Here is a 25,689-nt window from a genome sequence, read left to right on the forward strand (position 1 = left end):
ATCGCCGCCGTCAGCGTCGTCTTGCCGTGGTCAACGTGACCGATCGTCCCGATGTTCACGTGCGGTTTGTTACGTTCGAACTTTGCCTTTGCCATCCTCAGGGCGCCTCATCGTCATAAGGGGGCAGATGTGCCCCGGTTCAGTACGCGCGCCCGATTATCGGCTGAAACCCGGAAAATCAAGCGCGTCTTCGCCGGCTGCGGCGCTACTCGAACGGCGGTTCGAACCACTCCGGGTTCTTGCGCAGCCAGGCCTCGATCTGCTTGGCGGCCTGGGCCGACAGCGCTTCGAGGATCCGGTCCTTGGTGGGGAACGGCCCGGCCGAGGAGAAGGCGGAGATCACGCTGATCTCGTGCGCCTCCTCGTTCAGCTTGCGGCCGAGCGCATCGTCCCAGAGCGTGACCGTCATCAGCAGCACCGATTTCAGCGACGGCACCCCCGGAACGCCGGCGTCAAGGCTCGTGAGGAAATAGCCGTCGACGCTCATCCCCAGGTGATAGAGGCGGTCGCCGTCGTACCGGCCGAACCGCGCGTCGACCGCGCCCTCGATGGCCTCCTGCCACTCGGCCTCGGTCACCTTGATCGAGCCGGGCCCGACGGTCGGGTCGCGCGCGACGACGAGGTTGTGGCCCAGCTTGAACGGCCCGAGATCGACCGGCGGCTTGTCCAGGTCGGCGGCATAGTCGCAGGCGGACAGCACCGCCATCGCAGCGAGCGCAAGAACGAGTTGTACCGCGCGGTTCATGGCTGGCCCTCCTGCAATCGTCCGACCGGGCTTAGCGCAGGCCCGGATCATGTGCAACGCCGCGGGCTCATTGGCAGATCGACCGCAGGGCGCGCCAGTCCTCCGCCGCCAGAGCGGCGCGCGACGGCCCGGAGAGCGCGGCATCGGCGGTGCGCGCGGCCGCGATGCGGTCGCCCAGCGCCGGATGCGACGCGAAATGGCGCAGGAAGCCCGGCGGCTCGGCGCCGTCGCCGGCCTGCTCCGCGCGCAGCCGGTCGAACATGTCCGCGAGCGCCGACGGCCTCAGACCGGCCTCCGCCAGAAGGCCGTGCGCGTAGGCGTCCGCCCCGGCCTCGGCGGCGCGGCTGTACTCGGCGCGGATCAGCCGCTCGGTCAGGAACAGGACCACCGTCCCGCCCGCGAAATCGCCCAGCAGCAGGCCCAGGACACCGACGCTGCCCGCCGTACGCAGCGCCATGCGCGTGGGATCGCGCGCCGCGACGTGGCCCAGCTCGTGCGCCAGCACGGCGGCCACCTCCTCGGGCGTCTCGGCCGCCTCGATCAGGCCGCGGAACAGCACGACGATCCCGCCGGGCAGGGCCAGCGCGTTCACCATGTCGAGGTCCAGCACCCGGGCGGTCACGTCATAGGGCAGCGCCGCCTCGTCGGTCAGCCGCGCCGTCAGCGCCGCCAGCGCCCGGTCGCCGGCGGGGTCGTCGCACAGGCGGAGGAGGCCGAATCCAGTCTCGTCCAGCGCGCCGCGGATCTGCTCCAGGGTCCGTTCGCCCAGCACCCGCTCGCCCTCGGGCGGCAGGTATTCGGCCAGCTGGTCGGCCATCAGCGGGACGAGATACCAGATGATCGCCGCCACCGACAGAATCGCCGCAGCGCCCCACAGGATCAGGCGCCGCGTCCCGGTCACCGGCGGGCGCCGGTGCAGCGCGGGGGCGCGGGCGGCCAGGATGCGGCGGCTCTCGGCCTCGCGCACCACGAGGCGCGCATCGTCGTCCTCCGCGGTCCGCAGCACCATCTCCTCCCGGTCGGCCTGGTCGCGCAGTTGCCGGAGCGCGGCGAGCGGCCAGCGTTCGTCTGACGCATCCGGGCGCGACAGGATCAGCGCCGGGCCGTCCTCGTCGATCGCCAGCGACACCGGGCGCGGCACCGGGCTTGTCCCGTCCAGCAGGACGCCGGCGCCGCGGAACGGCTCCGGTTTCGCCCCGACGCGCAGCACGGCCGTCATATCGCCGCCCCCACGTCCAGCGCCTCGGCAAAGCCCTCGGCCTCCTGCGCGGCGTCGCGCGGCCGCTGACGCACGGCGGCCAGCGCCGGGGCGCCGGTGACCTGCAGCGTCTCGGCGAAGTGCCGCCAGAGCGGGAAGGTCAGAAAGACGTGGGTCAGCACGTCCCAGAACACGAAAGCGTTGAAATAGACGACCAGGGCCAGCACGGCCTTGGCCCAGGTCGGCAGGCCGCGCAGCCGTTCGGGCAGTTCCGCGATCACGCCGAGCTCGTCCAGGTTGCCGGCGAAGAACGCCGCCAGAACCAGCCCCAGAAGCGAGAAGAACGCCAGCACCGCCAGGACGATCAGCGTTGTGCCCAGCATGTAGATGCGGAACACCCGCCACGGCCGCGGCGCCGCGCGGAACCCGATCGCGCCGGCGGTCTTCGCCTCGGTCAGGCGCCGGAACGTCACGGTCCGGTAATGCGCGAGCCCGTAGACGAGCCATGGCAGCCCGAGGACCAGCCCGGTCATCACCTGCCGCTCCTCCTGCCAAATACTCACGACGATCACCGCGGCGCAGAACAGCAGGCCCAGGATCAGCGGCACAATGGCCGGGAACAGCATGGTCCAGCGCCCGGTCTGTTCCAGCCGCAGGTTGCCGTAATGGGTGCGATCGGTGCGGTACTTCTCCAGCCAGAAGGTCATGCGCGGCCAGAGCAGCCCGGCCGTCAGGATCGTCAGAAGCCAGTGCCCTATCGCCCGCCAGGCATAGCCCCAGGCCCCCGGCGCCAGCCCGAAACGCAGGCCGCGCCAGCGGGTGCGCGCCATCATATAGCGGCGCCGGCGATAGGCCGCATAGAAGATAAACGGGATCACGCCCACGAAGGAGATCGCATAGGCGCCGTAGTCGTGGTTCAGCAGGCTGAGGCTGAGGAACATCAGGACGAGGTTCACCAGCCCGATGTAGAAGGCCAGGAAGGTGACGGCGATCAGGAAGCCCAGCAATTTCTCCAGCGGCCGGCCGGTATATTCCAGCGGCAGCCCGCCCGGGCGGACCGAGGACCAGTAGTAGCGGCGAAGCCGGGTCTTCATCCAGAACCGGTAGAGCCCGAGCGTCAGCACGTTCAGGATCGAGAACCGCAGCGCCATCCAGAACAGCCGCCCGCGCCGCCCGCGAAATTCGGTATCCAGAACCTCCTCCATGCCGGAATCGTGACCCGGCCGGGCGGCAAAGGCAAAGCCTTTCGACAGGCCGAGACCGGCGTATCAGGGACACCGTTGCAGGGGGCCCGCGGCCGGCCCGCCCGCGCCCGCGCCTGCGAGAGCGCGGGGTGGGCGGGCGGGCGCGCTCTCGCAGGCGCGGGCGCCGGCCTCAGGTGAACCGGTTGTCCCGCGGGAACCCGCGCGGCGCCATGCGCCCTGCGCCGGCGCGCTTGCCCAGCCATTCGGCGAGGTCGGTCTGCGTCCGGGTCCGCCCCGCCGGGTCCTGCCAGCTCAGCCCCTCGGCCAGCGTGAAGGTCGTCACGTCCGACATCCCGCCATCCTTGTAGCGCTGTAGCCGGACGCCCTTGCCGCGCGCCATCTCGGGCAGTTCCTCCAGCGGGAAGATCAGCACCTTGCGGTTCTCGCCGACGACGGCCACGTGGTCGCCGGTCACCCGGCGGCAGACCTTCGCCTTCACCTCGCCGCGCACGTTCAGCACCTGCTTGCCCGAGCGGGTCTGCGCCGCCACGTCCGGCTCGGACACGACGAACCCGTCGCCGGCGCTCGACGCCACCAGCAGGCGTGCGGCCGGGTCGTGGATGAACAGCGCCACGATGTCGGCCTCGTTCGGCAAATCGACCATCAGCCGCACGGGTTCGCCCATGCCGCGCCCGCCCGGCAGGTTCGCCACCGACAGGGTGTAGAACCGCCCATTGGAGCCGAACAGCAGCAGCCGGTCGGTCGTCTCGGCGTGGAAGATGTACCGCCCCTCGTCGCCGTCCTTGTATTTCAGCTCCTGGTTCAGCGGGATGTGGCCCTTCATCGCCCGGATCCAGCCCATCTTCGAGCAGACGACCGTGACCGGCTCGCGCTCGATCATCGCCTCCAGCGGCACCTCCTCGACCACGCCGGCCTCGGCGAACTGGGTGCGCCGCGCGCCGCCCTCGGAGCCGCTGCCGAAGGTCTTGCGGGTCTCGCGGATCTGGTCGGCGATGCGGTTCCACTGCAGGCCCTCGTCCTCCAGCAGATCCTCGATCTCGGCGCGCTCCTTCGTCAGTTCGTCATGCTCGCGCTTCAGCTCCAGCTCTTCCAGCCGGCGCAACGACCGCAGCCGCATGTTCAGGATCGCGTCGGTCTGCACCTCGGTCAGCTCGCCCTCGCCCGGCGGCGGCGAGACATAGTCCTCCTCCGACGTCGCCTTCACGAAGTCGCGCGACCAGTCCTCGCGCATCAGCGCGGCCTTGGGCGCGTCGTCGTAACGGATGATGTCGATCACCCGGTCGAGGTTGAGGAACGCGGTGATGAAGCCTTCCAGCACCTCCAGCCGGTGGTCGATCTTGGCCAGCCGGTGCCGCGACCGGCGCAACAGCACGTCGCGGCGGTGGTCGAGGAAGGCGCGCAGCACCTCCTTCAGCGAACAGACCTTGGGCGTGCGCCCGTCTACCAGCACGTTCATGTTCAGGCTGAACCGCAGCTCCAGGTCGCAGTTGCGGTACAGCATGTTCATCAGCACGTCGGGCTGCACGTTCTTCGACCGCGGCTCCAGGATCATCCGGATGTCCTCGGTGCTCTCGTCGCGGATGTCGGCGAGCAGCGGGATCTTCTTGGTCTGGATCAGCTCGGCGATGCGCTCGATCAGCTTGGACTTCTGCACCTGGTAGGGGATTTCGGTGACCACGATCTGCCACTGGCCGCGGCCCAGATCCTCGACGTGATGCGTGCCGCGCAGCCGGAAGGCGCCGCGCCCGGTGCGGTAGGTCTGCGCCATGCTCTCGGGCGGCTCGACGATCACGCCGCCGGTGGGGAAATCGGGCCCCTTCACGTAATTCAGCAGCGTGTCGTCGCGCGCATCCGGCGTCTTGATCAGATGCAGGCAGGCGTTGCACAACTCCTCGATGTTGTGCGGCGGGATGTTGGTGGCCATGCCCACCGCGATCCCGCTCGCCCCGTTCGCCAGCAGGTTCGGGAAGGAGGCGGGCAGCACCTCCGGCTCGGTCAGCGTCCCGTCGTAGTTGTCGCGGAAGTCGACCGCGTCCTCGGTCAGCCCCTCCATCAGCGCCTCGGCCGCGGGGGTCAGCCGCGCCTCGGTGTAGCGGCTGGCGGCCGGGTTGTCGCCGTCGATATTGCCGAAGTTCCCCTGCCCGTCGACCAGCGGGTAGCGCACGTTGAAATCCTGCGCCAGCCGCGCCATCGCGTCGTAGATCGCGGCGTCGCCATGCGGGTGATAGTTGCCCATCACGTCGCCCGAGATCTTCGACGACTTGCGATAGCGCCCGTCCGGCGACAGCCGCAGCTCGCGCATCGCGTAGAGAATCCGGCGATGCACCGGCTTCAACCCGTCGCGCGCATCCGGCAGCGCCCGGTGCATGATCGTCGACAGCGCATAGGTCAGATAGCGCTCGCCGATGGCCCGGCGCAGCGGTTCGGCCAGCTCCGGTGGGTCGATATTGGGGTCGTCGGTGGGATCGCTCATAGATGCTGTGATACGCCTCTCGCGCCGGCCGGACAAGCGGCGATCACCGGGCTGAGTCCTCGCTGCATCAGGTTGTGGAAAAGTCATTCATCATGAGAAATTCGCCCTCCGGCGCCGCGGCGGACCGCGTTAGTCTTCGCCCCGCGCAGAAGGGCCCGCACGAACAGAGGCCCGAAGTCGCGGGGTTGGGGCAGATGCTGAAGAAATTGACATTGTTATTGGCCGTGGGACTCCTGGCCGCCATGCTGCATTGGGGACGCGGCCGGCCCGACGGGCCGCCGGACGTCGCGGGATCGGATCCGTCCGACAGGCCGGAGATCGAGGTCACCTCCCTTCCGGACGTGGCGCCGGTGCCGGGCCACGACATCGCGGCGGCGCGGATCGAGCGGCCGGTGCCGCTGGTGGCCGAACTGCCCGCCGTCGATACGCCCCGGGTCGCGATCGTGGACACCGCCGGCACCTCCCGGCCGATCGCGGTTGCCGCCCCGGCGGAGCCGGTCCTGACGGTCGAGGAGACCGCGCCGGAAGATACCGCCGCCCTGCCCGTCACGGAGGCCCCGGCGCCCGCGCCGCCGCCCGAGACAGAGCCGGACCCGGCGCTCGCCGTCGCCCGCTCGGCGATTCCCCGGCCGCGCCCGCTGCGCCTGACCGCGCCGGAGCCTGAGGCCGAGATCGTGGCCGACACGCCGCCTCGGCCGGAGATCGAGCTGACCGCCGTCGAACCCACCGCCATGGCGCTCGCCGTCGAAAAGGCGCTGGCGCCGCTGGAGGAGACCGAGACCCCCGTGACCCTGGCCGTGGTCGAGGCGCTGGCCGACGCGCCGCCGGTGACCGCCGAGACGCTGTATGTCACCGGCAGCCGGGTGAACCTGCGCGCGGCGCCGGATACCGACGCCGGGGTCGTCCTGCGGCTCGACAAGGGCGATGCGGCCGAGCTTCTGGCGCGCATCGGCAACGGCTGGCTGCGGATCCGCGACATCGCCACCGGCGAGGAGGGGTTCATGTCCGCCGACTACCTGTCGGCCGATATGCCGGGCTGATCCGGCGACGGCTTTCGCCGGCCGCCCGCATGCTCTAATCGAGGGGCGAAGGGGGCGATCATGGCGCAGAAATCCGTTCTCATCACCGGCTGTTCCTCCGGTATCGGCTATGACGCGGCGCAGACGCTGAAGGCGCGCGGCTGGCGCGTCTTCGCCGCCTGCCGCAAGGCCGAGGATTGCGCCCGCCTGCGCGACGAAGGCTTCGAGGCGCCGCGGCTCGACTACGAGGACACGGCCAGCATCGCGCAGACCGTCGACGAGGTGCTTCAGGCCACCGGCGGCACGCTGGACGCCGTCTACAACAACGGCGCCTACGGCATCCCCGGGCTGGTCGAGGATCTGCCGACCGACGCCCTGCGCACCATCCTGGAGGCGAACCTGATCGGCTATCACGACCTGACGCGCCGGCTGATCCCGGTGATGCGCGCGCAGGGGCACGGGCGGATCGTCAACTGTTCGTCGGTCATGGGCTACACCGCCTATCCCTGGCGCGGCGCCTATGTCGCGACGAAATACGCGCTGGAAGGGCTGACCGACACGCTGCGGCTGGAGCTGCACGGCGAGCCGATCCACGTCGTGCTGATCGAGCCGGGCCTGATCACCACGAAGTTCGGCGAGAACGGCCGCCTCCAGTTCGACAAGTGGATCGACTGGCGGGCCTCGGCCCACGCCGACCGCTACGAATCCGACCTGATGCGCAAATGGCGCGGCAAGAACCCGCACGGCGCGCTGGAAGTCCCGGCCAGCCACGTCACGGCCAAGCTGATCCACGCGCTGGAAAGCCCGCGCCCGCATCCGCGCTACAAGGTCACGCGGCTGGCGCATGTGGCGAAGCTCCTCACCCGCCTCCTGCCGACCCGTGCGACCGACTGGGTGATCCGCCGCGCCTCCTGACCGGCGCGGCGCGCGCCCCCGCGCCAAAATGCCGGTTTGGTTTCCCGCTCATTCCGGCTACATCGGCCGCAGTCGAAACGGAAAGGACCGCGCCCATGTGGCAGGACCCGCTCTTCATCCTCGTCGTCGTCGCCTGCCTGGTGGTGCTGGTCATCCTGATGATCGGCGTGGGCAGCTTCGGCAAGGGCGGGGACTGGCACCGCAGGAACGCCAACCGCATCATGCGCTGGCGCATCATCGCACAGGCGGTGGCGGTGCTGCTGATCCTGCTCTTCGTCGCGGTCCGGCGGATGGGAGGCAACTGATGGTCGTTCTGTCGAAGATCTACACGCGCACCGGCGACGCCGGCGAGACCGCGCTGGGCAACGGCACCCGCGTCGCCAAGCACAGCCCGCGCGTCTCCGCCTACGGCACGGTGGACGAGCTGAACGCGGCGCTCGGCGTGGCGCGGCTTCATGCCGAGGGCGACCTGGCCGAGCAGATCGCGCGCATCCAGAACGACCTGTTCGACGTGGGCGCCGACCTCTGCCGCCCCGACATGGAAAGGGACGGCGAGGCGGAGTACACGCCCCTGCGCATCGTCGACGCCCAGGTCGCAAGGCTGGAATCCGAGATCGACGCGATGAACGCCCGGCTGGAACCGCTGCGCAGTTTCATCCTGCCCGGCGGCACGGCGCTGGCCGCGCATCTGCACGTCGCCCGCACCGTCGCCCGGCGGGCCGAGCGCGAGACGATCGAACTTGCCGCCGTGGAATCGGTGAACCCCGCGGCGGTCAAGTATCTCAACCGGCTGTCCGACTGGTTCTTCGTCGCCGCCCGCGTCGCCAACGACGAGGGCCGCGCCGACGTGCTGTGGCAGCCGGGCGCCAACCGCTGATAGCGCTCGCAGCTTCCAAACGCGGCGTTCCGGGGCGGGTATCTGTCGATTTTGCCCTGTTTCCCGCCGTCCGGAGCGGCTAACACTCGGCGCGATAACCTGTGGCCCGCCGCGGCGGGCAGGAAACCGATGGGAGATCCCGCATGAAGGTGCTCGTGCCTGTGAAGCGCGTGATCGACTACAACGTGAAGGTCCGGGTGAAATCGGACGGAAGCGGTGTCGATCTTGCGAACGTGAAGATGTCGATGAACCCCTTCGACGAGATCGCGGTGGAAGAGGCGATCCGCCTGAAGGAATCCGGCGCGGCCGAGGAGGTCGTGGCGGTGTCGATCGGCGTGAAGCAGGCGCAGGAGACGCTGCGCACGGCGCTGGCGATGGGCGCGGACCGGGCGATCCTGGTCGTGGCCGCCGAGGACGTGCACCAGGACATCGAGCCGCTGGCGGTGGCCAAGATCCTCAAGGGCGTGATCGACGCGGAGCAGCCGGGCCTGGTGCTGGCCGGCAAGCAGGCCATCGACAACGACATGAACGCCACCGGTCAGATGCTCTCGGCGCTGCTGGGCTGGTCGCAGGCCACCTTCGCCTCGAAGGTCGAGATCGAGGGCGAGCACGCGAAGGTGACCCGCGAGGTCGATGGCGGGCTGCAGACGATCAAGGTGAAGATGCCGGCCATCGTGACCGTCGACCTGCGGCTGAACGAGCCGCGCTATGCCTCGCTGCCGAACATCATGAAGGCCAAGAAGAAGCCCTTGGACGAGAAGACGCCCGGGGATTACGGCGTCGACGTCGCGCCGCGGCTGGAGATCCTCAAGACCGAGGAGCCGGCCGAACGCAAGGCGGGCGTCATGGTGGGCTCGGTGGACGAGCTGATCGAGAAACTGAAGACCGAAGCGGGGGTTCTCTGATGGCTGTTCTTCTTCTGGCCGAAGTGACGGGCGGCGAGCTGAACCTCGACGCGACGTCCAAGGCGGTCGCGGCGGCGGCCCAGCTGGGCGAGGTCACCGCGCTCTGCGCCGGCGCCTCGGCGGCGGCCGCGGGCGAGGCGGCGGCGAAGATCGACGGCGTCGCCAAGGTGCTGGTCGCCGAGGATGACAGCCTGGGCCACCGGCTGGCGGAATCGACCGCGGCCCTGATCGTCAGCCTGGCAGGCGACTACGAGCATATCGTCGCCCCGGCCACGACCGACGCGAAGAACGTGATGCCGCGGGTGGCGGCGCTCTTGGACGTGATGGTGATCTCGGACGTCTCGGGCATCGTCGACGGCGCCACCTTCGAGCGGCCGATCTATGCCGGCAACGCGGTGCAGACGGTGAAGTCGAAGGACGCGACGAAGGTGGTCACGATCCGGACCTCGACCTTCGACGCCGCCGGCGAGCAGGCGGCGGCGGCGGTTGAAACCGTGTCGGCGGCCGCGGATCCGGGGCTGTCGGAATGGGTCGAGGACCATGTGGCCGAGAGCGACCGGCCGGAGCTGACCTCGGCAGGCCGGGTCGTCTCGGGCGGCCGCGGCCTGGGGTCGGAGGAGAACTTCGAGCTGATCGAGAAGCTGGCCGACAAGCTGGGCGCCGCCGTGGGCGCGAGCCGGGCGGCGGTGGACTCGGGCTATGCCCCGAACGACTGGCAGGTGGGGCAGACCGGCAAGGTCGTCGCGCCGGAGCTCTACGTGGCCGTGGGCATCTCGGGGGCGATCCAGCACCTGGCGGGGATGAAGGACTCCAAGGTGATCGTGGCGATCAACAAGGACGAGGAGGCGCCGATCTTCCAGGTGGCCGATTACGGCCTGGTGGGCGACCTGTTCGACGTGGTGCCGGAGCTGACCGAGAAGCTGTGACGGGGTGTCCAAGGTTGGGGTGTCCAAGGTTGGACGGGGGTCCAAGCCACTGATATTCCTTCCGATAGCGGTAACAGACCAAGCCCCGCCCGGGCCGTCCAAAGCGAAACCAGAGGCCCGCCAAACCGGCGGGCCTTTTGCTGTTCCGGGGCCGGTACCGCGACCGGCGCGCGTCAGACGGCGGTGCCGAAGATCTGCGCGGCGTGCTCGGCCATGTAGATGCGCATCCAGGGGGTGAAGCGCTCCGGCCGCTCGGCGATCTCGCGGCGCAGGTCGTCCAGACCCACCCAGCGGACCGCCTGCACCTCGGCGGGGTTCGGCTCGACCCTCAGCCCGGCCCCGGCCGCGCAGGTGAAGACCTGCACGACCTCGTCCTCGACCATGCCGTCCCCGACATCGGCGCGGTAGCGCAGCTCGCCGCGATGCACCGGCGTCAGCCCGCCGATCCCCAGCTCCTCGGACAGGCGGCGCAACGCGCAGTCGGCGTCGCCCTCGCCCCACAGCGGATGCGTGCAGCAGGTGTTCGCCCAGAGCCCGGGCGTGTGGTACTTGCCCGCCGCCCGCTGCTGGATCAGCAGCCGCGCGCCGTCGAGCACGAAGACCGAGACCGCCTTGTGGCGCAGTCCCTGGCGGTGCGCCGCAAGCTTGTCCACCGGGGTCAGTTCGCCGTTCACCCAGGCCGGGATCCTGTCCTGCATCGGACGGCAGATAGGCGGTTTCGCCGGCTCTGACCAGAGCGGCCGGTGCGCGGACGACCTCCGGGGGTCACTTCGCCGCAGAAGTTTTGCCTTGATCTGGGCGCTGCCTCCGACAGATTGTCCCCCGCATCCCCGACGGGCGGCGGTCCCGCGACCGTCGCGCGACCGGGGCGATCATCGGGCCTTTCGAGACCCGGAACCGACAAGCGAGGAACCCATGAAACGCATTGCAGCCACCTGTCTGACCGCCTCTGTCCTGGCCGCCCCGGCCCTGGCACAGGATCTGTCCGAGGAAGCCGCCTATGCCGCCGACGAATTCCGCCAATGCGCGACCTGCCACGTCATCGCCAACGAGGACGAGACGCTGTACGGCCGCCGGGCGCGCACCGGGCCGAACCTGTACTGCGTGATCGGCCGTCAGGCGGGCAGCGTCGAGGACTTCCGCTACAGCAACTCGCTCGAGGAGGCCGGCGAGGCGGGGCTGGTCTGGGACGAGGAGCACATGACCAGCTATCTGCAGGACCCCCGCGCTTTCCTGCGCGACTACCTCGACGACAGCGGCGCGCGGTCGAAGATGACCTACAAGGTCCGCAAGGACGGCGACCGGTCGCCCGAGGACGTCGCCGCCGCCTTCGCGACCTTCCTGGCCGAGGTCTGCCCGGAAGAGGCCGACGCCGACTCCTAAGTCGCGACCCCATTGCCCGGCCCGGATGCCTCGGCACCGGGCCGGACGGCGCGGCGGCCGGCCGGCCCGGTCACCGCAGCACCTCCTCCAGCGCCGGGACAAGCGCCTGCGCCACCCGGCGGTGGACCACCGGGCCCAGCATCTCCTGGGCCGCCGGCCGCTCCAGCTCTCCGAAATACATCTCGTCCAGCCCCTCGAGGCGCTCGCGGTCCGTCGCGACCACCTCGATCACCCGGGCCACGTCGCCGGTCAGCGACCGCAGCATCGCGCGATCGACGAAGATCGGATCGCTGCCGCACCTCTCGAACACCTCGGACCTGGAATCGTCGGGCGCCATCGGCGCATGGTCCGACAGCCACAGCAGGACGACCTTGCCGTCGATCTGCGACAGCAGCATCCGCATCCGGGCGGCCCACGCCTCCTTCAGCTCCTGCCGGAGCAGCGCGAATTTCTCCGGCGATCTCCGCATCAGCGAGGTCAGCAGATGCCGGGTAAAGCTGAACTCGGTGAAGTCGACCTCGGGGTAGATCTTTTCCAACAGCGGCGAGGCGCGCAGGAACCGGTCGTTGCGGCGCGGATGCACGGCGTAGAACCGGTTCGACATGTTCTGCGCGCCCATCACCTGCACCACGGTGACCTTCGCCCTGTTGCAGATGTCGATCAGCGCCTTGTCGTTGAAATAGGCGTCGATCCCGGCATTGATGCAGCCGAGGTTCACCGCGCGCAGGCCGCTGTCCACCTCGACCAGCGCGGGATAGGGCGTGTCGATGAACTTGCCATAGGTTTCGGTCCCGCCGAGAAAGACGGCGAAGTCGCCGTCCAGGCGCCGGCGCGGCCCCCGGAACAGCTGTTTCGAGGTGCCGTAGCGGCACGGGAAATAATCCAGCGCCGGTTGATCCAGGTTCGCGTAATCCATTCCACCCACACTCTTTGTGTCATCCACCCGTCGGGCAGATTCGCGGAAACCTCTTGCGATCCGGCTAAACCCGGCATTTTCGGTAGATTCGACGCACCTTTGGCCCTTGCACGCCGGCGAAACCGGCGCATATGGTCGCGCGCAATCAGGCAGAGGGGCAAAGCGCCATGGAGATTTCGCGGATCGGCGTCGTCGGGGCGGGGCAGATGGGCAACGGCATCGCTCATGTCATGGCGCTGGCGGGCTACGAGGTCCTGCTGAACGACATCAGCGAAGAGGCGCTGAGCCACGCGCTGGCGCTGATCGGCAAGAATCTCGACCGCCAGGTGTCGCGCGAGAAGATCTCCGAGGCCGAGAAGGACGCGGCGCTGGAGCGGATCGGCACCACGATGACGCTGACCGACCTGGGCAAGACGGACCTGGTGATCGAGGCCGCGACCGAGCGCGAGACGATCAAGCAGGCGATCTTCGAGGATCTGGTGCCGCATCTGCAGCCGCACACGATCCTGACCTCGAACACCTCGTCGATCTCGATCACCCGGCTGGCCAGCCGCACCGACCGTCCCGAGCGGTTCATGGGGTTCCACTTCATGAACCCGGTGCCGGTGATGAAGCTGGTGGAACTGATCCGCGGCATCCAGACGGACGAGGCGACCTATCAGGCCTGCCTGAAGGTGGTGGAACGGCTGGGCAAGACCGCCGCGAGCGCCGAGGATTTCCCGGCCTTCATCGTCAACCGCATCCTGGTGCCGATGATCAACGAGGCGGTCTATACCCTGTACGAGGGCGTCGGCAGCGTACGGTCGATCGACCAGTCGCTGAAGCTGGGGGCGAACCATCCGATGGGGCCCCTGGAGCTGGCCGATTTCATCGGGCTGGATACCTGTCTGGCGATCATGAACGTGCTGCATGACGGGCTGGCGGATACCAAGTACCGGCCCTGCCCGTTGCTGGTGAAATATGTCGAGGCGGGGTGGCTCGGCCGCAAGACCGAGCGCGGCTTCTACGACTATCGCGGCGACGAACCGGTGCCGACGCGGTAGGCGGGCGGCACGGGGGCACGATCTTCTAGAAGATCGTGCCGGGCAGAATTTTCTAGAAAATTCTGTTACTTGGCGGCCAGCGGCCGCCAGTCGTTCAGATCTGCGCGTCGGGCAGGTGGACGGTCAGGCCGTTCAGCGCCGGCGTCAGCCGGATCTGGCAGGACAGCCGGCTGGTCTCGCGCAGCTCGGTCTCGGCGAAGTCCAGCATGTCGCGTTCGTCCTCGCAGGCGGTGCCGACCTTGCCGGCATCGGCGTCGTCCACGTAGCAATGGCAGGTGGCGCAGGCCATCGCGCCGCCGCATTCGGCGCGGATCGCCTCGATGTCGTGGTCGCGGGCGGCCTGCATGACGCTGGTGCCCTCGGGCGCGGTCACGGTCTTCCTCGCGCCGTCGGCGCCGACGAAAGTCAGTTCGATCATGTCTTCCTCCTTCAGTTCAGCCGGACCGGCAGGTTCAGCGGGCCGCGGAAGCCGAAACCCTTCCAGACCACGGTTTCCGGCGCGACCAGCTCGATGTTCGGGAAACGCTCGAAGATCAGCGGCAGCATGATCTTGCCCAGCATCATCCGCGCGAGATGCGTGCCCAGGCAGTGATGCGGGCCGCTGCCGAAGGACTGGTGCGGGCTGCGCTTGCGCAGGGCGTCGTATTTCTCCGGCGCGTCCCAGATGTCCTCGTCGTGGTTGGCCGAGGCCTGGATCGTCATCACCACGTCGCCCTTGGGGATGTCGCAGCCGCCGACCACCGCGTCCTCGGTCGCGCGGCGCGAGGACACCTGGATCGGCGCGACCCAGCGCACGCCCTCCTCGAAGGCGTCGCCCCAGGCGCCGGTGCGCTTGACCTCTTCCAGCTGCTCGGGATTGGTCAGCAGGCCGTAGAGGATGGTCAGCAGCGCGTCGCGCGGTTCGTTGATGCCGCCGCCGATGGCGATCTTGATGTTGCCGAAGATCTGGCTGATGCGCAGCGGATCCTCGGCGTTGATCATCACCGACAGCGCGGTCTCGTCCGGCTCCGCCTTGAGCTTGGGGATCATCCGCTCGATCTCGGCGTTCATCGCGACATGGGCGTGGTCGACCCGCTCGAACGGCTCGCGGTCCCAGCCGAAGTTGCCGGCGCCGTCGATCAGCGCCTGGCTCCAGTGCTGCATCTGGTCGTCGGACGCGCCCGGGATGCCGAGGATCACCGCGAGGATGCGCGCCGCCAGCGGGCCGGCGAGGGTGGGGAACAGGTCCACCACCTCGTCGCGCGGCAGGCGGTCGAGATACTCGTTGGCCAGCTTCTCGTAGGCCGGGCCCCAGATGGTCTTGAGGTTCTTCGGCGAGAAGGTCGGCGCCATCGCCATGCGCTCGCGCTTGTGCTCTTCGCCGTCCTTGCGCATCAGCGTGTGGGCGTGGAAGGCGCGCTCCATCGGCGTGTTCGGGTCGTCGGAGCTCCACAGCGCGGCGTCGTCCTTGATCGCGCGGGTGTCGGCCGCCTTGGTGATCATGGTGCGGCCGACGGCCTTGACCCGGACCACCGGCGTTTCGGCGCGCAGGCGGCGATAGACCGCATAGGGGTCGTTCACCAGCTGGTTGTAGGTGATCGTGTCGTCGAACGGGGCCTGTGGCATGGCCGTCTCCTCCCTCTGGCCTGGCTGGCAGGAGAGTTAGACGCGACGCGCCAACCTGACAATCTGATGCAATTGATGCCCCCTATCGGAAATTCTGATAGTATCGCGCCATGCAGACCGATCCCCATTCCATCGACTTCGCGGCCTTGCGCACCCTGCGGCTGGTCTACGAGACCGGCTCCTTTACCGCGGCAGCGCAGGCGCTGGAGGTCAACCAGTCCGCCGTCAGCTATACCATCGACAAGCTGCGCCGCTGTCTGGGCGACCCGCTCTTCGTGCGCCAGGGCGGCGGGATTGCCGCCACCGACCGCTGCGCCGCCATCGTCGCCGAAGCGGTGCAGATGCTGGAGCGGCTGGAGGCGATCACCGCGCCGGCCGAGTTCGATCCGGCGCAGGCCCGCGCCACCGTCGCCATCGCCTGCAACTACTATGAACGCCAACTGATCCTGCCGCCGGTGATCCGCGCCCTGCGCCGCGACGCGCCCGGGCTGACAATGTCCCTGATCCAGTCCAGCGCCCAGGGGCGCACCCAGCTTCTGCGGTCCGAGGCCGACCTGCTGATCGGCCCGATCCGCCCCGAAGAGGACGGCTTCTATTGCCGCAACCTGCTGGGCGACCGCTATGTCTGTGTCATGGACCCCGAACATCCGCTGGCGGGGACGGAGTTGACGCTGGCGCGCTACACCGCCGCGCGCCATGCCGTCATCACCTATGCCGGAAGCTGGAAGTCGGGGTATCTGGTGCAGCTGGAAGCCGCGGGCCGCAAGCTGGCCGAAGTGCTGACCGTGCCCAGCCCGTCCGGCATCGAGGCGATGCTGGCCGGGACCGACATGGTGGCCACCCTGCCGGAGCGTCTGGCGCGGAACCTGCCCGGCCGGGTCCACATCGCGCCCTGCCCGGTCCCCGCGCCGTTCGAGATCGACCTGGTGTGGACGGCGCGGACCCATGCCGCGCCGATGCATGTCTGGCTGCGCGACCTGATCCGCCGGACCACGCGCGCCACCCTCGGCCCGTCCTAGGCACGTCCTAGGCGCCGCGCTCCTCGGTCAGCATCACGAGATTGCCGTCGGGGTCGCGCAGACGCAGCACCATCCGGTCGCCGCCCAGCTCCACCTGGCCGGGGCCGATGCCGCGCAGCCGCTCGTGCTCGGACCGGACGTCCTTGACGATCAACTGCACCGTGCCGTCGCCGGCGCCCTCGGCGTCCTCGTAGAGCTGGAAGCCGCAGCCGTTCCGATGGCGCCCTTCCAGCAGCCCGGGCATGGGCTTTCGGTCCGGATCCCGGTTGAACAGGGTCTCGAACCAGCGCGCGCTGCGCTGGATGTTCGTGCAGCACAGATTCGCATATATCGCGGATATTTGCATGTCGGATGCCTCGCTACTCATCCTTCGAACACGCGCGCCCGCCGGCGTGTTCCCGACGCTTGACAGGATGTGAACGCGGTGTGGGCGAAATGCCTCAGCCGGCCGAGCGCAGGCCCAGCGTGTGCGTCCGCAGCCACGCCATATAGGCGCGGGGATCCTTGATCGGCTCCTGCCACTCTTCCGGCGGGATCGGATGGCCGATCACCGGGGCCTGCGGTTTCTTGCAGGCGGCCACGATCTCGTGCAGCAGCAGGCCCTGGCGCAGCGCCGGCGAGACCTGGTGGGCCATCTGGTAGATGCGCGAGTTCGAGCCTGGAAAGTAGATCGGCAGGATCGTGGCGCCGGAGCGGCGGATCATCTTGGCGGTGAAGACGTTCCACTCGGCCTCGATCGCGGGGCCGAACATGGATTCGGAATGCGCCACCACGCCCGAGGGGAACAGCGCCACCGCGCCACCGGCGCCCAGGTGATCCATCGCGGCGGCGCGCATCTCGATCCCCTTGCGCTGCGAATCCTCCTCGTGCGGGAACGGCACCGAGATCAGGAACGAGGCCGCCATCTCGTCGATGCCGGTCAGGAAGGCGCGGACCAGCAACTTGTAGTCCAGCCGCCGGCGGCTGAGCAGATGGGCGAGGACCATGCCATCGACCAGACCGTGCGGGTGGTTGGCCACGACCACGAGCGGCCCCTCCTTCGGGATGCGGTCCAGCTGGTCCTGCGGGGTCTCGATATCGACCTGCATCACGTCCAGCGCATCGGCCCAGAAATCGGCGCGGTCGTGGGGCGCGCGGCGCTGGAACTCGCGCAGCATCCGGATGATCGTGATCTTGCCGGTCAGCCATTCGGTCGCGCGGATGGTGAAGGCGCGCAGCGGGCTGTCGAAGGTGTTGGCATAGGTCAGCCGGCGCCGGTCGTAGCCCTGCGCGCCCGGCGGCTTGCTGGCGTCCAGGCCGCGCACCGCTTTGCTCTCGCCGCCCGCGCGCATCAGCCGATGCCTTTCGGGCGTGGGGTCGGACAAGCCAAACTGCCTCCTTGCGGGACTGGACTACAAGTCCTCGCCGAACCGGTCGGCCACGAGCGCCTCCAGCGCGTCGGCGAGCTTTTCCGCCTCCGGTCCGCTGGTTTCGACCTCAATAGTGCTTCCTTTCGAGGCTGCCAACATCAAAAGGCCCATGATGCTGTCGCCCGAGGCGCTCTGCCCGTCCTTCGACACCGCGGCCGTCGCGTCATGTTCCTCGACCACCTCGACGAGCTTGGCGGAGGCGCGGGCGTGGAGGCCCTTTTCGTTCACGATCAACAGGGTGCGTTTGGTGGCAGCGCTCATGACGGGGCCGGTTCTGTCACGCGACGTCGTAGCTGTCGATATATTTCCGGCCGGCGCGCAGCGCCCCGTCGACGGCGTCGCCCAGCGCCAGGTGGCGCGACTTCGCCAGCTTGATCAGCATCGGCAGGTTGGCGCCGTACATGATCTTGCGGTCCTGCGGCGTGCAGGCCCGGAGGCTCAGGTTGCTGGGCGAACCGCCGAACATGTCGGTCACCACGACCACCCCGTCGCCGGCATCGACGCTGTCGGCGGCGGCGCAGATCTCGGTCTGTTTCAGGCTGCGGTCGTGGTCGGGTTCGATGGAGATCGCGCGAATGCCGTTCTGGCGCCCGACGACATGCTCGACGGCGCTCAGGTATTCGCGGGCCAGGCCGCCATGTGCGACGATCACGATGCCGATCACGGTACGCTTACCCCATGGGCGCCTGCCGTGCTCGTCGGCGCCCGGCGCTCCAGTTCCCTGTGCCTCTTAGAAACCTGCCACCCCTGCTTTGCAAGGGCATTCGCCAGTTTCTCGGTCAGCGCGACCGACCGGTGTTGCCCGCCGGTACACCCGATGCCGATGGTCAGGTGCGCCTTGCCCTCGTCGCGGTAGGCGGGCAGCAGCAGCGTGATCAGGTCGGTGACCTTGGCGAAGTATTCGTCGAATATCGGATCGGCCTCGACATAGGCCAGAACCTCGGGGTCGAGGCCGGTCATCCCGCGTAGGGCCGGCTCCCAGTGCGGGTTGCGCAGGAAGCGGCAGTCGAACACCGTATCGACCCCGCGCGGCACGCCGCGCTTGTAGGAAAAGCTCTGGACCGAGACGGCGAGCCGCGCCTCGGGCGTGCCGTCGAACCAGGTCTGCAGCTCGTCGCGCAGGTCGTGGACCGTCAGTTCGGAGGTGTCGATCAGGATGTCGGCGATGGCGCGGATCGGCGCCAGCAGGTCGGCCTCGCGGGCGATGCCCAGCCCCGGATCCTCGGCCGGAGCCAGCGGGTGGCGGCGGCGGGTCTCCGAGTAGCGGCGCAAAAGGACGTCGGTGCTGCAGTCGAGGAACAGCAACTGCACCGTCGGCGCGGCCGCGTGGCCGCGGCGGGCGAGGTCGAGGATCGCGTCGACGCTGAAGTCGCGGTTGCGCACGTCGAGGCCAAGCGCCATCGGCCGGTCGATCGGCGGGCCGTCCAGCAGGCGCGGCAGGAGGCGCATCGGCATGTTGTCGATCGCCTCGTAGCCCAGATCCTCCAGCACGTTGATCGCGGTGGAGCGGCCGGCGCCGGAGGGGCCGGTCACCAGAACGATCCGGTTGGTTTGCGGATGATCGTCGGGGTCGGGAAGCACGGAGGTCACATCATTGCAGGTCCAGCCCTTAGATACTGCAGGATTGCCGGCGCGAAATGAAGGCTCTCCACCTTGTGAAACAGCGGGAGCGGCACGCCGAGCAGGTCGGTGTGGCGTTCCGGCGGCAGGCGGTCGGTCTCCACACGGTCGAGGTCGACCACGAGGCGCACGACGGCGGGCGGCGCCGGGTCGGCGGCGAGGAGGCCGAGGCCGCGCGCCTCGATCCGGCCGCGGATCGCGGCGGGACAGGCGGCGACGGGCCAGCCGTCATGCAGCGTGATCTCGGTGCGGTCGTCGGCGACCAGCGCGGCGCCCAGCGCCATGAGCTGCAGCGCGAGGCCCGACTTGCCGCTGCCGGCGGCGCCGCGGATCAGCACGGCGCGGCCGTCCAGGGCGACGCAGCTCGCATGGATCAGCATGGCGGTTCGTCAGCCCCGTCGGGGCCTTCCTCACCGGTGAAGAAAGCCCGGCAGGGATTGATGAACCGCCCCGCCCGGCCCGGCATCCTCAGACCGGCAGGCCGACGACGAAGCGGGCGCCCAGCGGGTCCGAGGTGACGTCGGCATCGGTGGGGCGGATGTTCTCGGCCCATATCACGCCGGAATGCGCCTCGACGATCTGCTTGGAGATGGCGAGCCCCAGGCCGGAATTGTTGCCGAACTGCCCCGCCGGCCGCTCCGAGTAGAAGCGGTTGAAGATCTTGGTCAGCGCCTCTTCGGGGATGCCCGGCCCGGTATCCTCGACCACCACCAGCACGCGGTTCTCGCGGCGGCGCACCCAGACGCGGATCGCGTCGCCGTCCTCGCAGAACGAGATCGCGTTCGAGATCAGGTTGACGAAGACCTGCGCCAGCCGCGCCTCCAGCCCGTGGATCTGGATCGGGTCGGTCGGCATGTCGGTGATGAACTCGATCCCCTTCTCGCGCGCCTCGTTGCCGAGATAGTCGGTCAGGTTGCGCAGCATCGCGAGAAGATCGAAATTCTCCTCGTCCTCCTTGACCAGCTCGCTGTCGAGCCGCGAGGCATTGGAGATGTCGCTGACCAGCCGATCCAGCCGCCGCACGTCGTGCTCGATCACCTCCAGGAGACGCTCGCGCTGATCCTCGCGCTTGGCGACGCGCAGGGTGCCAATCGCCGAGCGGAGCGAGGCGAGCGGGTTCTTGATCTCGTGCGCGACGTCCGAGGCGAACTGCTCGTTCGCGTCGATGCGCTCGTAGAGCGCGCCGACCATGCCGCGCAGCGCCGCCGACAGCCGGCCGATCTCGTCGGGCCGGCCGCTGAGATCGGGGATGCGCACCCGCGCCGGGCTCTTGCGCCGGGTCGCGCTGCGGTCGCGCCCGATCTCCGCCGCGGCGGCGAGGTCGGACAGCGGATTGGCGATGGTGGAGGCCAGCACCAGGCTCAGGCCGATGGAGACGAGGATGGCGATGACGAACATCTGCAGCACCTGCTCCCGCTCCGAGCGGACCAGCTCGTCGATCTCGCCCGCGGGCGAGGACAGCGCCACGACCCCCACGGCGTCTCCGCCCTGCAGCACCGGCGTGGCCACCGAGAAGATCGTGCCGCCGTTGCGATAGATATCGCTCTGCACCTCGGTCCCGCCGGTGGCGGCCCGGACGGCCATGGTGCGCAGCGTCGTCTCGATGTCCTGGGCGGCGATATCCTCGTCATTCGCGTGGAACAGGCCCGAGAGCGCCTCCCAGACCCAGTTCAGCGAGTCGGTCAGGACGGTGGAGCCGCGGGCGTCCGACATGTCCGGCAGACCGTCGATCGGCGGGCGCGTCTGGCCCACGGTATCCGCGATCAGGCTGCCGTCGGGCGCATAGACGTAGACGTCGATCCCCGAGGCCAGGCGCAGTCCGGCCAGAGTGGCGGGCACGTCCGGCTGCGCCCCGGCGCCGAGCTCCCTGGCCGCGCCCTCGGGAAGCTGCGCCTCGAACACGTCGGCGACGAGATGCGCCGCGGCGACAAGCTCCGCCTCGCGCTGCAGCACGAGGTTGTCGCGCACCGGGTTGAGATACAGCACGCCGGCCACCAGCATCAGCATGGCCAGCAGGTTGAAGGTGATGATCTTGCGCGCCAGCGGCGAGCGGTTGATCGAGATGAAGCCGCGTCGGCGCCGGCGTTCGCGCACGTCGTCGCCGACCTCCGACTCCGGGCGGACCCAGTCCTCTCCGAGAACCAGATCGTCGAGGTCGGCGTCGGCGGCCCGCTGGGACTCGTTCACGTCGATGTCTGACGCGGCGTTCATTATTCCTCGTTGTAGCGGTAACCGATGCCGTAGAGGGTCTCGATCGCCGAAAACTCGGTATCCACCGACCGCATCTTCTTGCGCAGCCGCTTGATGTGGCTGTCGATCGTGCGGTCGTCGACATAGACCTGATCGTCATAGGCCACGTCCATCAGCTGGTCGCGGCTCTTCACGAAGCCGGGGCGCTGGGCCAGCGCCTGCAGCAGCAGGAACTCGGTGACCGTCAGCGACACGTCCTGGCCCTTCCAGGTCACCGCGTGGCGCAGCGGGTCCATCGTCAGGTTGCCGCGCTGCATGACCTTCGAGGCTTCGGTCTCGCCCTGCTCGCCCGAGTCGATGGCCTCCTGCCGGCGCAGCAGCGCGCGGATACGCTCTACCAGAAGGCGCTGCGAGAACGGCTTTTTCACGTAGTCGTCGGCGCCCATGCGCAGGCCCAGCACCTCGTCGATCTCGTCGTCCTTCGAGGTCAGGAAGATGACCGGCATCGCCGTCTTCTGCCGCACCCGCTGCAGCAGGTCCATGCCGTCCATCCGCGGCATCTTGATGTCGAACACGGCCATGTCGGGCATCCGCTTGTTGAAAGCGTCCAGCGCCGCCTGGCCGTCGTTATAGGTTTCGACCTCGAAGCCCTCGGCCTCGAGCGTCATGGATACCGACGTCAGGATGTTCCTGTCGTCGTCCACCAAAGCAATCCGCGACATGAGAGGGTCCCTCTACTGCTCAATTCTGCCTGCTTTTTCGAGGCATAGTCGCCACTCCGCGGCAGCAAATCAACAACCAATTGCGAATCGGCAGGCGCGCCGCCCCAATTGGGACACAAAAAGTGGTAACCAATTGCTAATATGTCTCACCCGACGGCAGTCAACTGCCGATCCACCGGGTGATTGCGCTAACCTGGGGGTGGTTGCGCTAACTGTGCGTATGCGTCCTGTTCATGTCTGAAAACGACGTGATATAGCCGCAGGGCACGGCCCGTTCCTGGGCCGGGCGGCGCATTTTTCACCAGCGCCGGGAACGTTAGCCAGACGCCGATCTCAGTGGCGAGGGAGACACATCGCATGGAAACCGGACGGGTCAATCCGAACCAACGCTTGCAGGACCAGGGCATGACGGGGCTCGGCCATGTGTATTACAACCTGACCGAACCCACGCTCGTCCAGAAAGCCCTGGAGCGGAAGGAGGGCGACCTGGGCCAGGGCGGCACGCTCCTGGTGAACACCGGCAAGCACACCGGCCGCTCGCCGAAGGACAAGTTCGTCGTCCGCACCCCCGCCGTCGAGGACACGATCTGGTGGGAAAACAACAAGCCGATGGCGCCGGACGCCTTCGACCGGCTCTACGCCGACATGCTGGAGCACATGAAGGGCAAGGACTATTTCGTCCAGGACCTCTATGGCGGCGCCGACCCGCAATACCGGCTCGACGTGCGCGTGATCAACGAGATGGCGTGGCACAACCTGTTCATCCGCCACATGCTGCGCCGCCCGGCGCGGGCTGAACTGGACGACTACGCGCCGGAGTTCACGATCATCAACTGCCCGTCCTTCAGCGCCGATCCCGAAAAGCACGGCTGCCGGTCCGAGACGGTCATCGCGCTGAACTTCGACAGGAAGCTGATCCTGATCGGCGGCACCGAATACGCGGGCGAGAACAAGAAGTCCGTCTTCACGCTGCTGAACTACATCCTGCCCGGCGACGGCGTGATGGCGATGCACTGCTCGGCCAACCATGCCGAGGGCAACCCGGTCGACACCGCGATCTTCTTCGGCCTGTCGGGCACCGGCAAGACCACCCTGTCGGCTGACCCCGACCGCGTGCTGATCGGCGACGACGAACACGGCTGGTCGCCGCGCGGCACCTTCAACTTCGAGGGCGGCTGCTATGCCAAGACCATCAGCCTGTCGCCCGAGGCGGAGCCGGAGATCTACGGCACCACCTCGATGTTCGGCACCGTGATCGAGAACATGGTCTACGACGACGAGACCCTGGAGCTCGACTTCGAGGACGATTCGCTGACGGCGAACATGCGCTGCGCCTATCCGCTGCACTACATCTCGCATGCCTCCGACACGGCGCTGGGCGGGCACCCGAAGAACATCATCATGCTGACCTGCGACGCCTTCGGCGTGCTGCCGCCGATCGCCCGGCTGTCGCCGGCGCAGGCGGAATACCACTTCCTGTCGGGCTTCACGTCCAAGGTCGCGGGCACCGAGAAGGGCGTGACCGAACCGGAGCCGACCTTCTCCACCTGCTTCGGCGCGCCGTTCATGCCGCGCCGGCCGGAGGTCTACGGCGCGCTCCTGCGCGAGAAGATCCACAAGCACGGCGCCACCTGCTGGCTGGTCAACACCGGCTGGACCGGCGGCGCCTATGGCGAGGGCTCGCGGATGCCGATCCGGGCGACCCGGGCGCTGCTGACCGCCGCGCTGGACGGCAGCCTCGCCGACTCGCAGTTCCGCAAGGACCCGAACTTCGGCTTCGAGGTTCCGGTCTCGGTGCCCGGCGTCGCGTCGATCCTGCTGGACCCGCGCCGGACCTGGGACAACCACGAGGCCTATGACGTACAGGCGCGCAAGCTTGTCGGCATGTTCGCCGAGAATTTCGCGCAGTACGAGGCGTATATCCACGAGGATGTGAAGGCCGTCGCGATCGGCTGACGCTTTTCGCGCAGGTACGGCACGGTTAGGCTGGGTCCATGTTCGGACCCGGCCTTTTTCATGACCTGACCCTTCGCGCGCGCGCCGCGATCCTGTGCCTCGCCGCCGCCTGCCTTCTGCTCACCGCCGCCGCCGCCCGCGCCGCGCCCGAGACGCCCGGCGCCGCGCGTTTCGAATACGGCTATTTCTGCGCGCTGGAACCGGTGGATCACGGCGTGGCGGAAGAGACCGTCGCCGGCGTGGTCAACCTGATCGAGGGGCGGCCGGACTTTCTGAAGACCGGGCCGCTGGTGCCGGCGCAGATCGGGCTGGGCTTCGGCGTGCTGGTGGAGGCCAAGCCGAGCCATGCCGGCGTGGCCGACATGCTGGTGACGCATCCGCCGATGGGGCCCGAGGGCGTGACCGAACAGCGGTGGGTCACCGAGGTGTCGGGCGATCTGGACTATTTCGGCTACACCTTCGACGAGGATTACGAACTGCTGCCCGGCGAATGGGTGCTGTCGGCCCGGTCGAACGGGCGGCTGATCTACCGCGTGGCCTTCACCGTGCTGGATCCGGCGCTGATGCCGCCGGCCTCCTGCGGCATGGTGCCGATGTCCTGAGAGGCGGCGGTCGGACCGCTTGCGCGGTCTCAGTCGAGCAGGCCCGCAACCCCGCGGCGGATCAGGTTGAGACCGGCGACGACCAGCACGACCAGCGTGGCACGGCGGAACCGCACCGGATCCAGCCGGTCGTGGACCCAGTAGCCCAGCGCCATGCCGATTCCGGTGGGGATCAGCATCGCGAAGGATAGCGGCAGCGTCTCGGCGTTCAGCACGCCCGAGCGCAGGTGCGACGCCAGCAGCACGACCGATCCGGCGCCGTAGACCACGCCCTGCATCCGCATCGCCTCTTTCTTCTCGACCTCGATCGCCGTGAGATAGGCCACCGTCGGCGGCCCCCAGACCCCCGACAGCCCGCCGATGAACCCGGCGACGGCGCCGATCACGATCTCGGCGCGGCGGCGGTGGCCGGGCGCGATACGCAGGCGCCAGCCGACGATCTGCATCAGCGCGAAGCCGGTCACCGGGACGCCGAGGGCGATGTAGAACACCCAGTCCGGGATCACCCGCACCAGCTGGGCGCTGCCGGCGATGAAGACCAGCACGATGGCCATGTAGAGGCGGAACCGCTTCACCGAGGCCAGCGCGGCGCCGAGGCCGTCGCGCAGGGACTGATACAGGTTCGCGGCCACCGTCGGGACGATCAGTGCCGCCAGCGCCACATCCGGCGCCAGGACCGAGCCCAGCCCCGAGATCATGATCATCGGCAGCGCAAAGCCGACCGCGCCTTTCACGAAGCCGGCGAACAGCGTCACGATCACCGCAAGAGCCATCAGAACCGGCCCGATCTGTGCGAAAATCTCCAGCATTCCGTCCCTTTCGCCGCACTGCGCCGCTCATACCCGCTTCCGGCGGGCGGTGCATGCGGGAATTCATGGCGACATTTTTGGTCGTTCTGAATGTCGATTTGGAAATCTTGTTGCGCTGCGCCTGCGAAGACGATATCCGGACGCAACCCGCC

29 protein-coding genes are annotated in these 25,689 nt (G+C 68.6%); 11 read left to right on the top strand and 18 right to left on the bottom strand.

The window, feature by feature from the left end; genetic code table 11:
• The 5 genes from P1J78_RS08585 to P1J78_RS08605 all read right to left on the bottom strand — a co-directional run.
• The coding region (locus tag P1J78_RS08585; RefSeq protein ID WP_018590913.1) for a GTP-binding protein at nucleotides 1–95 on the bottom strand (95 nt) is incomplete at its 3' end.
• A 110-nt stretch (nucleotides 96–205) separates the two neighbouring features.
• On the bottom strand, nucleotides 206–745 hold the full coding sequence (locus P1J78_RS08590; protein WP_275566929.1) for a hypothetical protein: 540 nt from the start codon (nucleotides 743–745) through the stop codon (nucleotides 206–208).
• A gap of 67 nt (nucleotides 746–812) precedes the next feature.
• Nucleotides 813–1,964, bottom strand: a complete 1,152-nt coding sequence (locus P1J78_RS08595) for a M48 family metallopeptidase (RefSeq protein ID WP_275566930.1) — start codon at nucleotides 1,962–1,964, stop codon at nucleotides 813–815.
• Complete coding sequence (locus P1J78_RS08600; protein ID WP_275566931.1) at nucleotides 1,961–3,148, bottom strand: DUF898 family protein; 1,188 nt, start codon at nucleotides 3,146–3,148, stop codon at nucleotides 1,961–1,963. Before P1J78_RS08600 ends, P1J78_RS08595 begins: the two co-directional genes overlap by 4 nt.
• Before the next feature lie 169 nt (nucleotides 3,149–3,317).
• Nucleotides 3,318–5,621, bottom strand: a complete 2,304-nt coding sequence (locus tag P1J78_RS08605) for a DNA topoisomerase IV subunit A (RefSeq protein WP_275566932.1) — start codon at nucleotides 5,619–5,621, stop codon at nucleotides 3,318–3,320.
• Between the two features lie 242 nt (nucleotides 5,622–5,863).
• Here P1J78_RS08605 and P1J78_RS08610 point away from each other — a divergent pair, with 242 nt between their 5' ends.
• The 6 genes from P1J78_RS08610 to P1J78_RS08635 all read left to right on the top strand — a co-directional run bounded on the left by P1J78_RS08610 (nucleotide 5,864) and on the right by P1J78_RS08635 (nucleotide 10,263).
• A complete protein-coding gene (locus P1J78_RS08610; protein WP_275566933.1) occupies nucleotides 5,864–6,661 on the top strand; it encodes an SH3 domain-containing protein in 798 nt (265 codons plus the stop codon).
• Nucleotides 6,662–6,721: 60 nt separating this feature from the next.
• Nucleotides 6,722–7,555: an SDR family NAD(P)-dependent oxidoreductase gene (locus P1J78_RS08615; protein ID WP_275566934.1), complete on the top strand. Its 834-nt coding sequence runs from the start codon at nucleotides 6,722–6,724 to the stop codon at nucleotides 7,553–7,555.
• Between the two features lie 95 nt (nucleotides 7,556–7,650).
• Nucleotides 7,651–7,860 carry a twin transmembrane helix small protein gene (locus P1J78_RS08620; RefSeq protein ID WP_275566935.1) on the top strand — a complete coding sequence of 70 codons (210 nt, stop codon included), beginning with the start codon at nucleotides 7,651–7,653 and terminating at the stop codon, nucleotides 7,858–7,860.
• Nucleotides 7,860–8,432, top strand: coding sequence for a cob(I)yrinic acid a,c-diamide adenosyltransferase (locus tag P1J78_RS08625; protein WP_275566936.1), 573 nt, complete (start codon nucleotides 7,860–7,862; stop codon nucleotides 8,430–8,432). Before P1J78_RS08620 ends, P1J78_RS08625 begins: the two co-directional genes overlap by 1 nt.
• A 143-nt stretch (nucleotides 8,433–8,575) precedes the next feature.
• Nucleotides 8,576–9,337, top strand: a complete 762-nt coding sequence (locus P1J78_RS08630) for an electron transfer flavoprotein subunit beta/FixA family protein (protein ID WP_275566937.1) — start codon at nucleotides 8,576–8,578, stop codon at nucleotides 9,335–9,337.
• Nucleotides 9,337–10,263 (top strand): electron transfer flavoprotein subunit alpha/FixB family protein, encoded by a 927-nt coding sequence (locus tag P1J78_RS08635; protein ID WP_275566938.1) that lies wholly within the window; start codon nucleotides 9,337–9,339, stop codon nucleotides 10,261–10,263. Before P1J78_RS08630 ends, P1J78_RS08635 begins: the two co-directional genes overlap by 1 nt.
• A gap of 173 nt (nucleotides 10,264–10,436) precedes the next feature.
• Here P1J78_RS08635 and idi read toward each other — a convergent pair whose 3' ends face one another.
• Nucleotides 10,437–10,961, bottom strand: a complete 525-nt coding sequence (gene idi / locus P1J78_RS08640; RefSeq protein ID WP_275566939.1) for an isopentenyl-diphosphate Delta-isomerase — start codon at nucleotides 10,959–10,961, stop codon at nucleotides 10,437–10,439.
• A 217-nt stretch (nucleotides 10,962–11,178) separates the two neighbouring features.
• Between idi and P1J78_RS08645 the strand changes: the two genes are divergently transcribed.
• Nucleotides 11,179–11,646, top strand: coding sequence for a c-type cytochrome (locus P1J78_RS08645; RefSeq protein WP_275566940.1), 468 nt, complete (start codon nucleotides 11,179–11,181; stop codon nucleotides 11,644–11,646).
• 70 nt (nucleotides 11,647–11,716) lie between these two features.
• Here P1J78_RS08645 and P1J78_RS08650 read toward each other — a convergent pair whose 3' ends face one another.
• Nucleotides 11,717–12,562, bottom strand: coding sequence for a DUF6473 family protein (locus P1J78_RS08650; protein WP_275566941.1), 846 nt, complete (start codon nucleotides 12,560–12,562; stop codon nucleotides 11,717–11,719).
• Between the two features lie 167 nt (nucleotides 12,563–12,729).
• Here P1J78_RS08650 and P1J78_RS08655 point away from each other — a divergent pair, with 167 nt between their 5' ends.
• Nucleotides 12,730–13,605: a 3-hydroxybutyryl-CoA dehydrogenase gene (locus P1J78_RS08655; RefSeq protein WP_275566942.1), complete on the top strand. Its 876-nt coding sequence runs from the start codon at nucleotides 12,730–12,732 to the stop codon at nucleotides 13,603–13,605.
• Between the two features lie 94 nt (nucleotides 13,606–13,699).
• Here the strand turns inward: P1J78_RS08655 and P1J78_RS08660 are convergent, their stop codons facing one another.
• Both P1J78_RS08660 and P1J78_RS08665 read right to left on the bottom strand, forming a co-directional pair.
• Entirely contained in the window at nucleotides 13,700–14,023 is a 324-nt protein-coding gene (locus P1J78_RS08660) for a 2Fe-2S iron-sulfur cluster-binding protein (protein WP_275566943.1), read from the bottom strand.
• An 11-nt stretch (nucleotides 14,024–14,034) separates the two neighbouring features.
• Complete coding sequence (locus P1J78_RS08665; protein ID WP_275566944.1) at nucleotides 14,035–15,210, bottom strand: cytochrome P450; 1,176 nt, start codon at nucleotides 15,208–15,210, stop codon at nucleotides 14,035–14,037.
• A 110-nt stretch (nucleotides 15,211–15,320) separates the two neighbouring features.
• Here P1J78_RS08665 and P1J78_RS08670 point away from each other — a divergent pair, with 110 nt between their 5' ends.
• Nucleotides 15,321–16,229 (top strand): LysR family transcriptional regulator, encoded by a 909-nt coding sequence (locus tag P1J78_RS08670; RefSeq protein WP_275566945.1) that lies wholly within the window; start codon nucleotides 15,321–15,323, stop codon nucleotides 16,227–16,229.
• A gap of 7 nt (nucleotides 16,230–16,236) precedes the next feature.
• Here the strand turns inward: P1J78_RS08670 and P1J78_RS08675 are convergent, their stop codons facing one another.
• From P1J78_RS08675 to P1J78_RS08710, 8 genes are all read right to left on the bottom strand, one after another.
• Nucleotides 16,237–16,575, bottom strand: coding sequence for a VOC family protein (locus P1J78_RS08675; RefSeq protein ID WP_275566946.1), 339 nt, complete (start codon nucleotides 16,573–16,575; stop codon nucleotides 16,237–16,239).
• Nucleotides 16,576–16,669: 94 nt separating this feature from the next.
• Nucleotides 16,670–17,560, bottom strand: coding sequence for a lysophospholipid acyltransferase family protein (locus P1J78_RS08680; RefSeq protein WP_275567009.1), 891 nt, complete (start codon nucleotides 17,558–17,560; stop codon nucleotides 16,670–16,672).
• A 60-nt stretch (nucleotides 17,561–17,620) separates the two neighbouring features.
• Complete coding sequence (locus P1J78_RS08685) at nucleotides 17,621–17,899, bottom strand: HPr family phosphocarrier protein (protein WP_275566947.1); 279 nt, start codon at nucleotides 17,897–17,899, stop codon at nucleotides 17,621–17,623.
• A 16-nt stretch (nucleotides 17,900–17,915) separates the two neighbouring features.
• A complete protein-coding gene (locus tag P1J78_RS08690) occupies nucleotides 17,916–18,302 on the bottom strand; it encodes a PTS sugar transporter subunit IIA (RefSeq protein WP_275566948.1) in 387 nt (128 codons plus the stop codon).
• Nucleotides 18,299–19,228: an RNase adapter RapZ gene (gene rapZ, locus P1J78_RS08695; RefSeq protein WP_275566949.1), complete on the bottom strand. Its 930-nt coding sequence runs from the start codon at nucleotides 19,226–19,228 to the stop codon at nucleotides 18,299–18,301. The genes P1J78_RS08690 and rapZ overlap by 4 nt, the downstream gene beginning before the upstream one ends.
• Nucleotides 19,225–19,638, bottom strand: a complete 414-nt coding sequence (locus P1J78_RS08700) for an HPr kinase/phosphorylase (RefSeq protein WP_275566950.1) — start codon at nucleotides 19,636–19,638, stop codon at nucleotides 19,225–19,227. The genes rapZ and P1J78_RS08700 overlap by 4 nt, the downstream gene beginning before the upstream one ends.
• A gap of 88 nt (nucleotides 19,639–19,726) precedes the next feature.
• On the bottom strand, nucleotides 19,727–21,469 hold the full coding sequence (locus tag P1J78_RS08705; protein ID WP_275566951.1) for a sensor histidine kinase: 1,743 nt from the start codon (nucleotides 21,467–21,469) through the stop codon (nucleotides 19,727–19,729).
• Nucleotides 21,469–22,170 (bottom strand): response regulator transcription factor, encoded by a 702-nt coding sequence (locus P1J78_RS08710; RefSeq protein WP_275566952.1) that lies wholly within the window; start codon nucleotides 22,168–22,170, stop codon nucleotides 21,469–21,471. Before P1J78_RS08710 ends, P1J78_RS08705 begins: the two co-directional genes overlap by 1 nt.
• A 357-nt stretch (nucleotides 22,171–22,527) precedes the next feature.
• Between P1J78_RS08710 and P1J78_RS08715 the strand changes: the two genes are divergently transcribed.
• Both P1J78_RS08715 and P1J78_RS08720 read left to right on the top strand, forming a co-directional pair.
• Entirely contained in the window at nucleotides 22,528–24,126 is a 1,599-nt protein-coding gene (locus P1J78_RS08715) for a phosphoenolpyruvate carboxykinase (protein WP_275566953.1), read from the top strand.
• A 38-nt stretch (nucleotides 24,127–24,164) separates the two neighbouring features.
• On the top strand, nucleotides 24,165–24,728 hold the full coding sequence (locus P1J78_RS08720; RefSeq protein ID WP_275566954.1) for a DUF3859 domain-containing protein: 564 nt from the start codon (nucleotides 24,165–24,167) through the stop codon (nucleotides 24,726–24,728).
• A gap of 29 nt (nucleotides 24,729–24,757) precedes the next feature.
• Here the strand turns inward: P1J78_RS08720 and P1J78_RS08725 are convergent, their stop codons facing one another.
• Nucleotides 24,758–25,537 (bottom strand): sulfite exporter TauE/SafE family protein, encoded by a 780-nt coding sequence (locus P1J78_RS08725; RefSeq protein ID WP_275566955.1) that lies wholly within the window; start codon nucleotides 25,535–25,537, stop codon nucleotides 24,758–24,760.
• Between the last annotated feature and the right edge of the window lie 152 nt (nucleotides 25,538–25,689).

Origin of the sequence: Psychromarinibacter sediminicola (genome assembly GCF_029168335.1) — a bacterium.
Classification (GTDB): Bacteria; Pseudomonadota; Alphaproteobacteria; order Rhodobacterales; family Rhodobacteraceae; genus Psychromarinibacter; species Psychromarinibacter sediminicola.

What these genes read in the sequence shown, in the direction of transcription:
- P1J78_RS08590 (WP_275566929.1), bottom strand. Translation starts at nt 745, where the DNA reads ATGAACCGCGCGGTACAACTCGTTCTTGCGCTCGCTGCGATGGCGGTG.
- P1J78_RS08595 (WP_275566930.1), bottom strand. Translation starts at nt 1,964, where the DNA reads ATGACGGCCGTGCTGCGCGTCGGGGCGAAACCGGAGCCGTTCCGCGGC.
- P1J78_RS08600 (WP_275566931.1), bottom strand. Translation starts at nt 3,148, where the DNA reads ATGGAGGAGGTTCTGGATACCGAATTTCGCGGGCGGCGCGGGCGGCTG.
- P1J78_RS08605 (WP_275566932.1), bottom strand. Translation starts at nt 5,621, where the DNA reads ATGAGCGATCCCACCGACGACCCCAATATCGACCCACCGGAGCTGGCC.
- P1J78_RS08610 (WP_275566933.1), top strand. Translation starts at nt 5,864, where the DNA reads ATGCTGCATTGGGGACGCGGCCGGCCCGACGGGCCGCCGGACGTCGCG.
- P1J78_RS08615 (WP_275566934.1), top strand. Translation starts at nt 6,722, where the DNA reads ATGGCGCAGAAATCCGTTCTCATCACCGGCTGTTCCTCCGGTATCGGC.
- P1J78_RS08620 (WP_275566935.1), top strand. Translation starts at nt 7,651, where the DNA reads ATGTGGCAGGACCCGCTCTTCATCCTCGTCGTCGTCGCCTGCCTGGTG.
- P1J78_RS08625 (WP_275566936.1), top strand. Translation starts at nt 7,860, where the DNA reads ATGGTCGTTCTGTCGAAGATCTACACGCGCACCGGCGACGCCGGCGAG.
- P1J78_RS08630 (WP_275566937.1), top strand. Translation starts at nt 8,576, where the DNA reads ATGAAGGTGCTCGTGCCTGTGAAGCGCGTGATCGACTACAACGTGAAG.
- P1J78_RS08635 (WP_275566938.1), top strand. Translation starts at nt 9,337, where the DNA reads ATGGCTGTTCTTCTTCTGGCCGAAGTGACGGGCGGCGAGCTGAACCTC.
- idi (WP_275566939.1), bottom strand. Translation starts at nt 10,961, where the DNA reads ATGCAGGACAGGATCCCGGCCTGGGTGAACGGCGAACTGACCCCGGTG.
- P1J78_RS08645 (WP_275566940.1), top strand. Translation starts at nt 11,179, where the DNA reads ATGAAACGCATTGCAGCCACCTGTCTGACCGCCTCTGTCCTGGCCGCC.
- P1J78_RS08650 (WP_275566941.1), bottom strand. Translation starts at nt 12,562, where the DNA reads ATGGATTACGCGAACCTGGATCAACCGGCGCTGGATTATTTCCCGTGC.
- P1J78_RS08655 (WP_275566942.1), top strand. Translation starts at nt 12,730, where the DNA reads ATGGAGATTTCGCGGATCGGCGTCGTCGGGGCGGGGCAGATGGGCAAC.
- P1J78_RS08660 (WP_275566943.1), bottom strand. Translation starts at nt 14,023, where the DNA reads ATGATCGAACTGACTTTCGTCGGCGCCGACGGCGCGAGGAAGACCGTG.
- P1J78_RS08665 (WP_275566944.1), bottom strand. Translation starts at nt 15,210, where the DNA reads ATGCCACAGGCCCCGTTCGACGACACGATCACCTACAACCAGCTGGTG.
- P1J78_RS08670 (WP_275566945.1), top strand. Translation starts at nt 15,321, where the DNA reads ATGCAGACCGATCCCCATTCCATCGACTTCGCGGCCTTGCGCACCCTG.
- P1J78_RS08675 (WP_275566946.1), bottom strand. Translation starts at nt 16,575, where the DNA reads ATGCAAATATCCGCGATATATGCGAATCTGTGCTGCACGAACATCCAG.
- P1J78_RS08680 (WP_275567009.1), bottom strand. Translation starts at nt 17,560, where the DNA reads ATGCGCGCGGGCGGCGAGAGCAAAGCGGTGCGCGGCCTGGACGCCAGC.
- P1J78_RS08685 (WP_275566947.1), bottom strand. Translation starts at nt 17,899, where the DNA reads ATGAGCGCTGCCACCAAACGCACCCTGTTGATCGTGAACGAAAAGGGC.
- P1J78_RS08700 (WP_275566950.1), bottom strand. Translation starts at nt 19,638, where the DNA reads ATGCTGATCCATGCGAGCTGCGTCGCCCTGGACGGCCGCGCCGTGCTG.
- P1J78_RS08705 (WP_275566951.1), bottom strand. Translation starts at nt 21,469, where the DNA reads ATGAACGCCGCGTCAGACATCGACGTGAACGAGTCCCAGCGGGCCGCC.
- P1J78_RS08710 (WP_275566952.1), bottom strand. Translation starts at nt 22,170, where the DNA reads ATGTCGCGGATTGCTTTGGTGGACGACGACAGGAACATCCTGACGTCG.
- P1J78_RS08715 (WP_275566953.1), top strand. Translation starts at nt 22,528, where the DNA reads ATGGAAACCGGACGGGTCAATCCGAACCAACGCTTGCAGGACCAGGGC.
- P1J78_RS08720 (WP_275566954.1), top strand. Translation starts at nt 24,165, where the DNA reads ATGTTCGGACCCGGCCTTTTTCATGACCTGACCCTTCGCGCGCGCGCC.
- P1J78_RS08725 (WP_275566955.1), bottom strand. Translation starts at nt 25,537, where the DNA reads ATGCTGGAGATTTTCGCACAGATCGGGCCGGTTCTGATGGCTCTTGCG.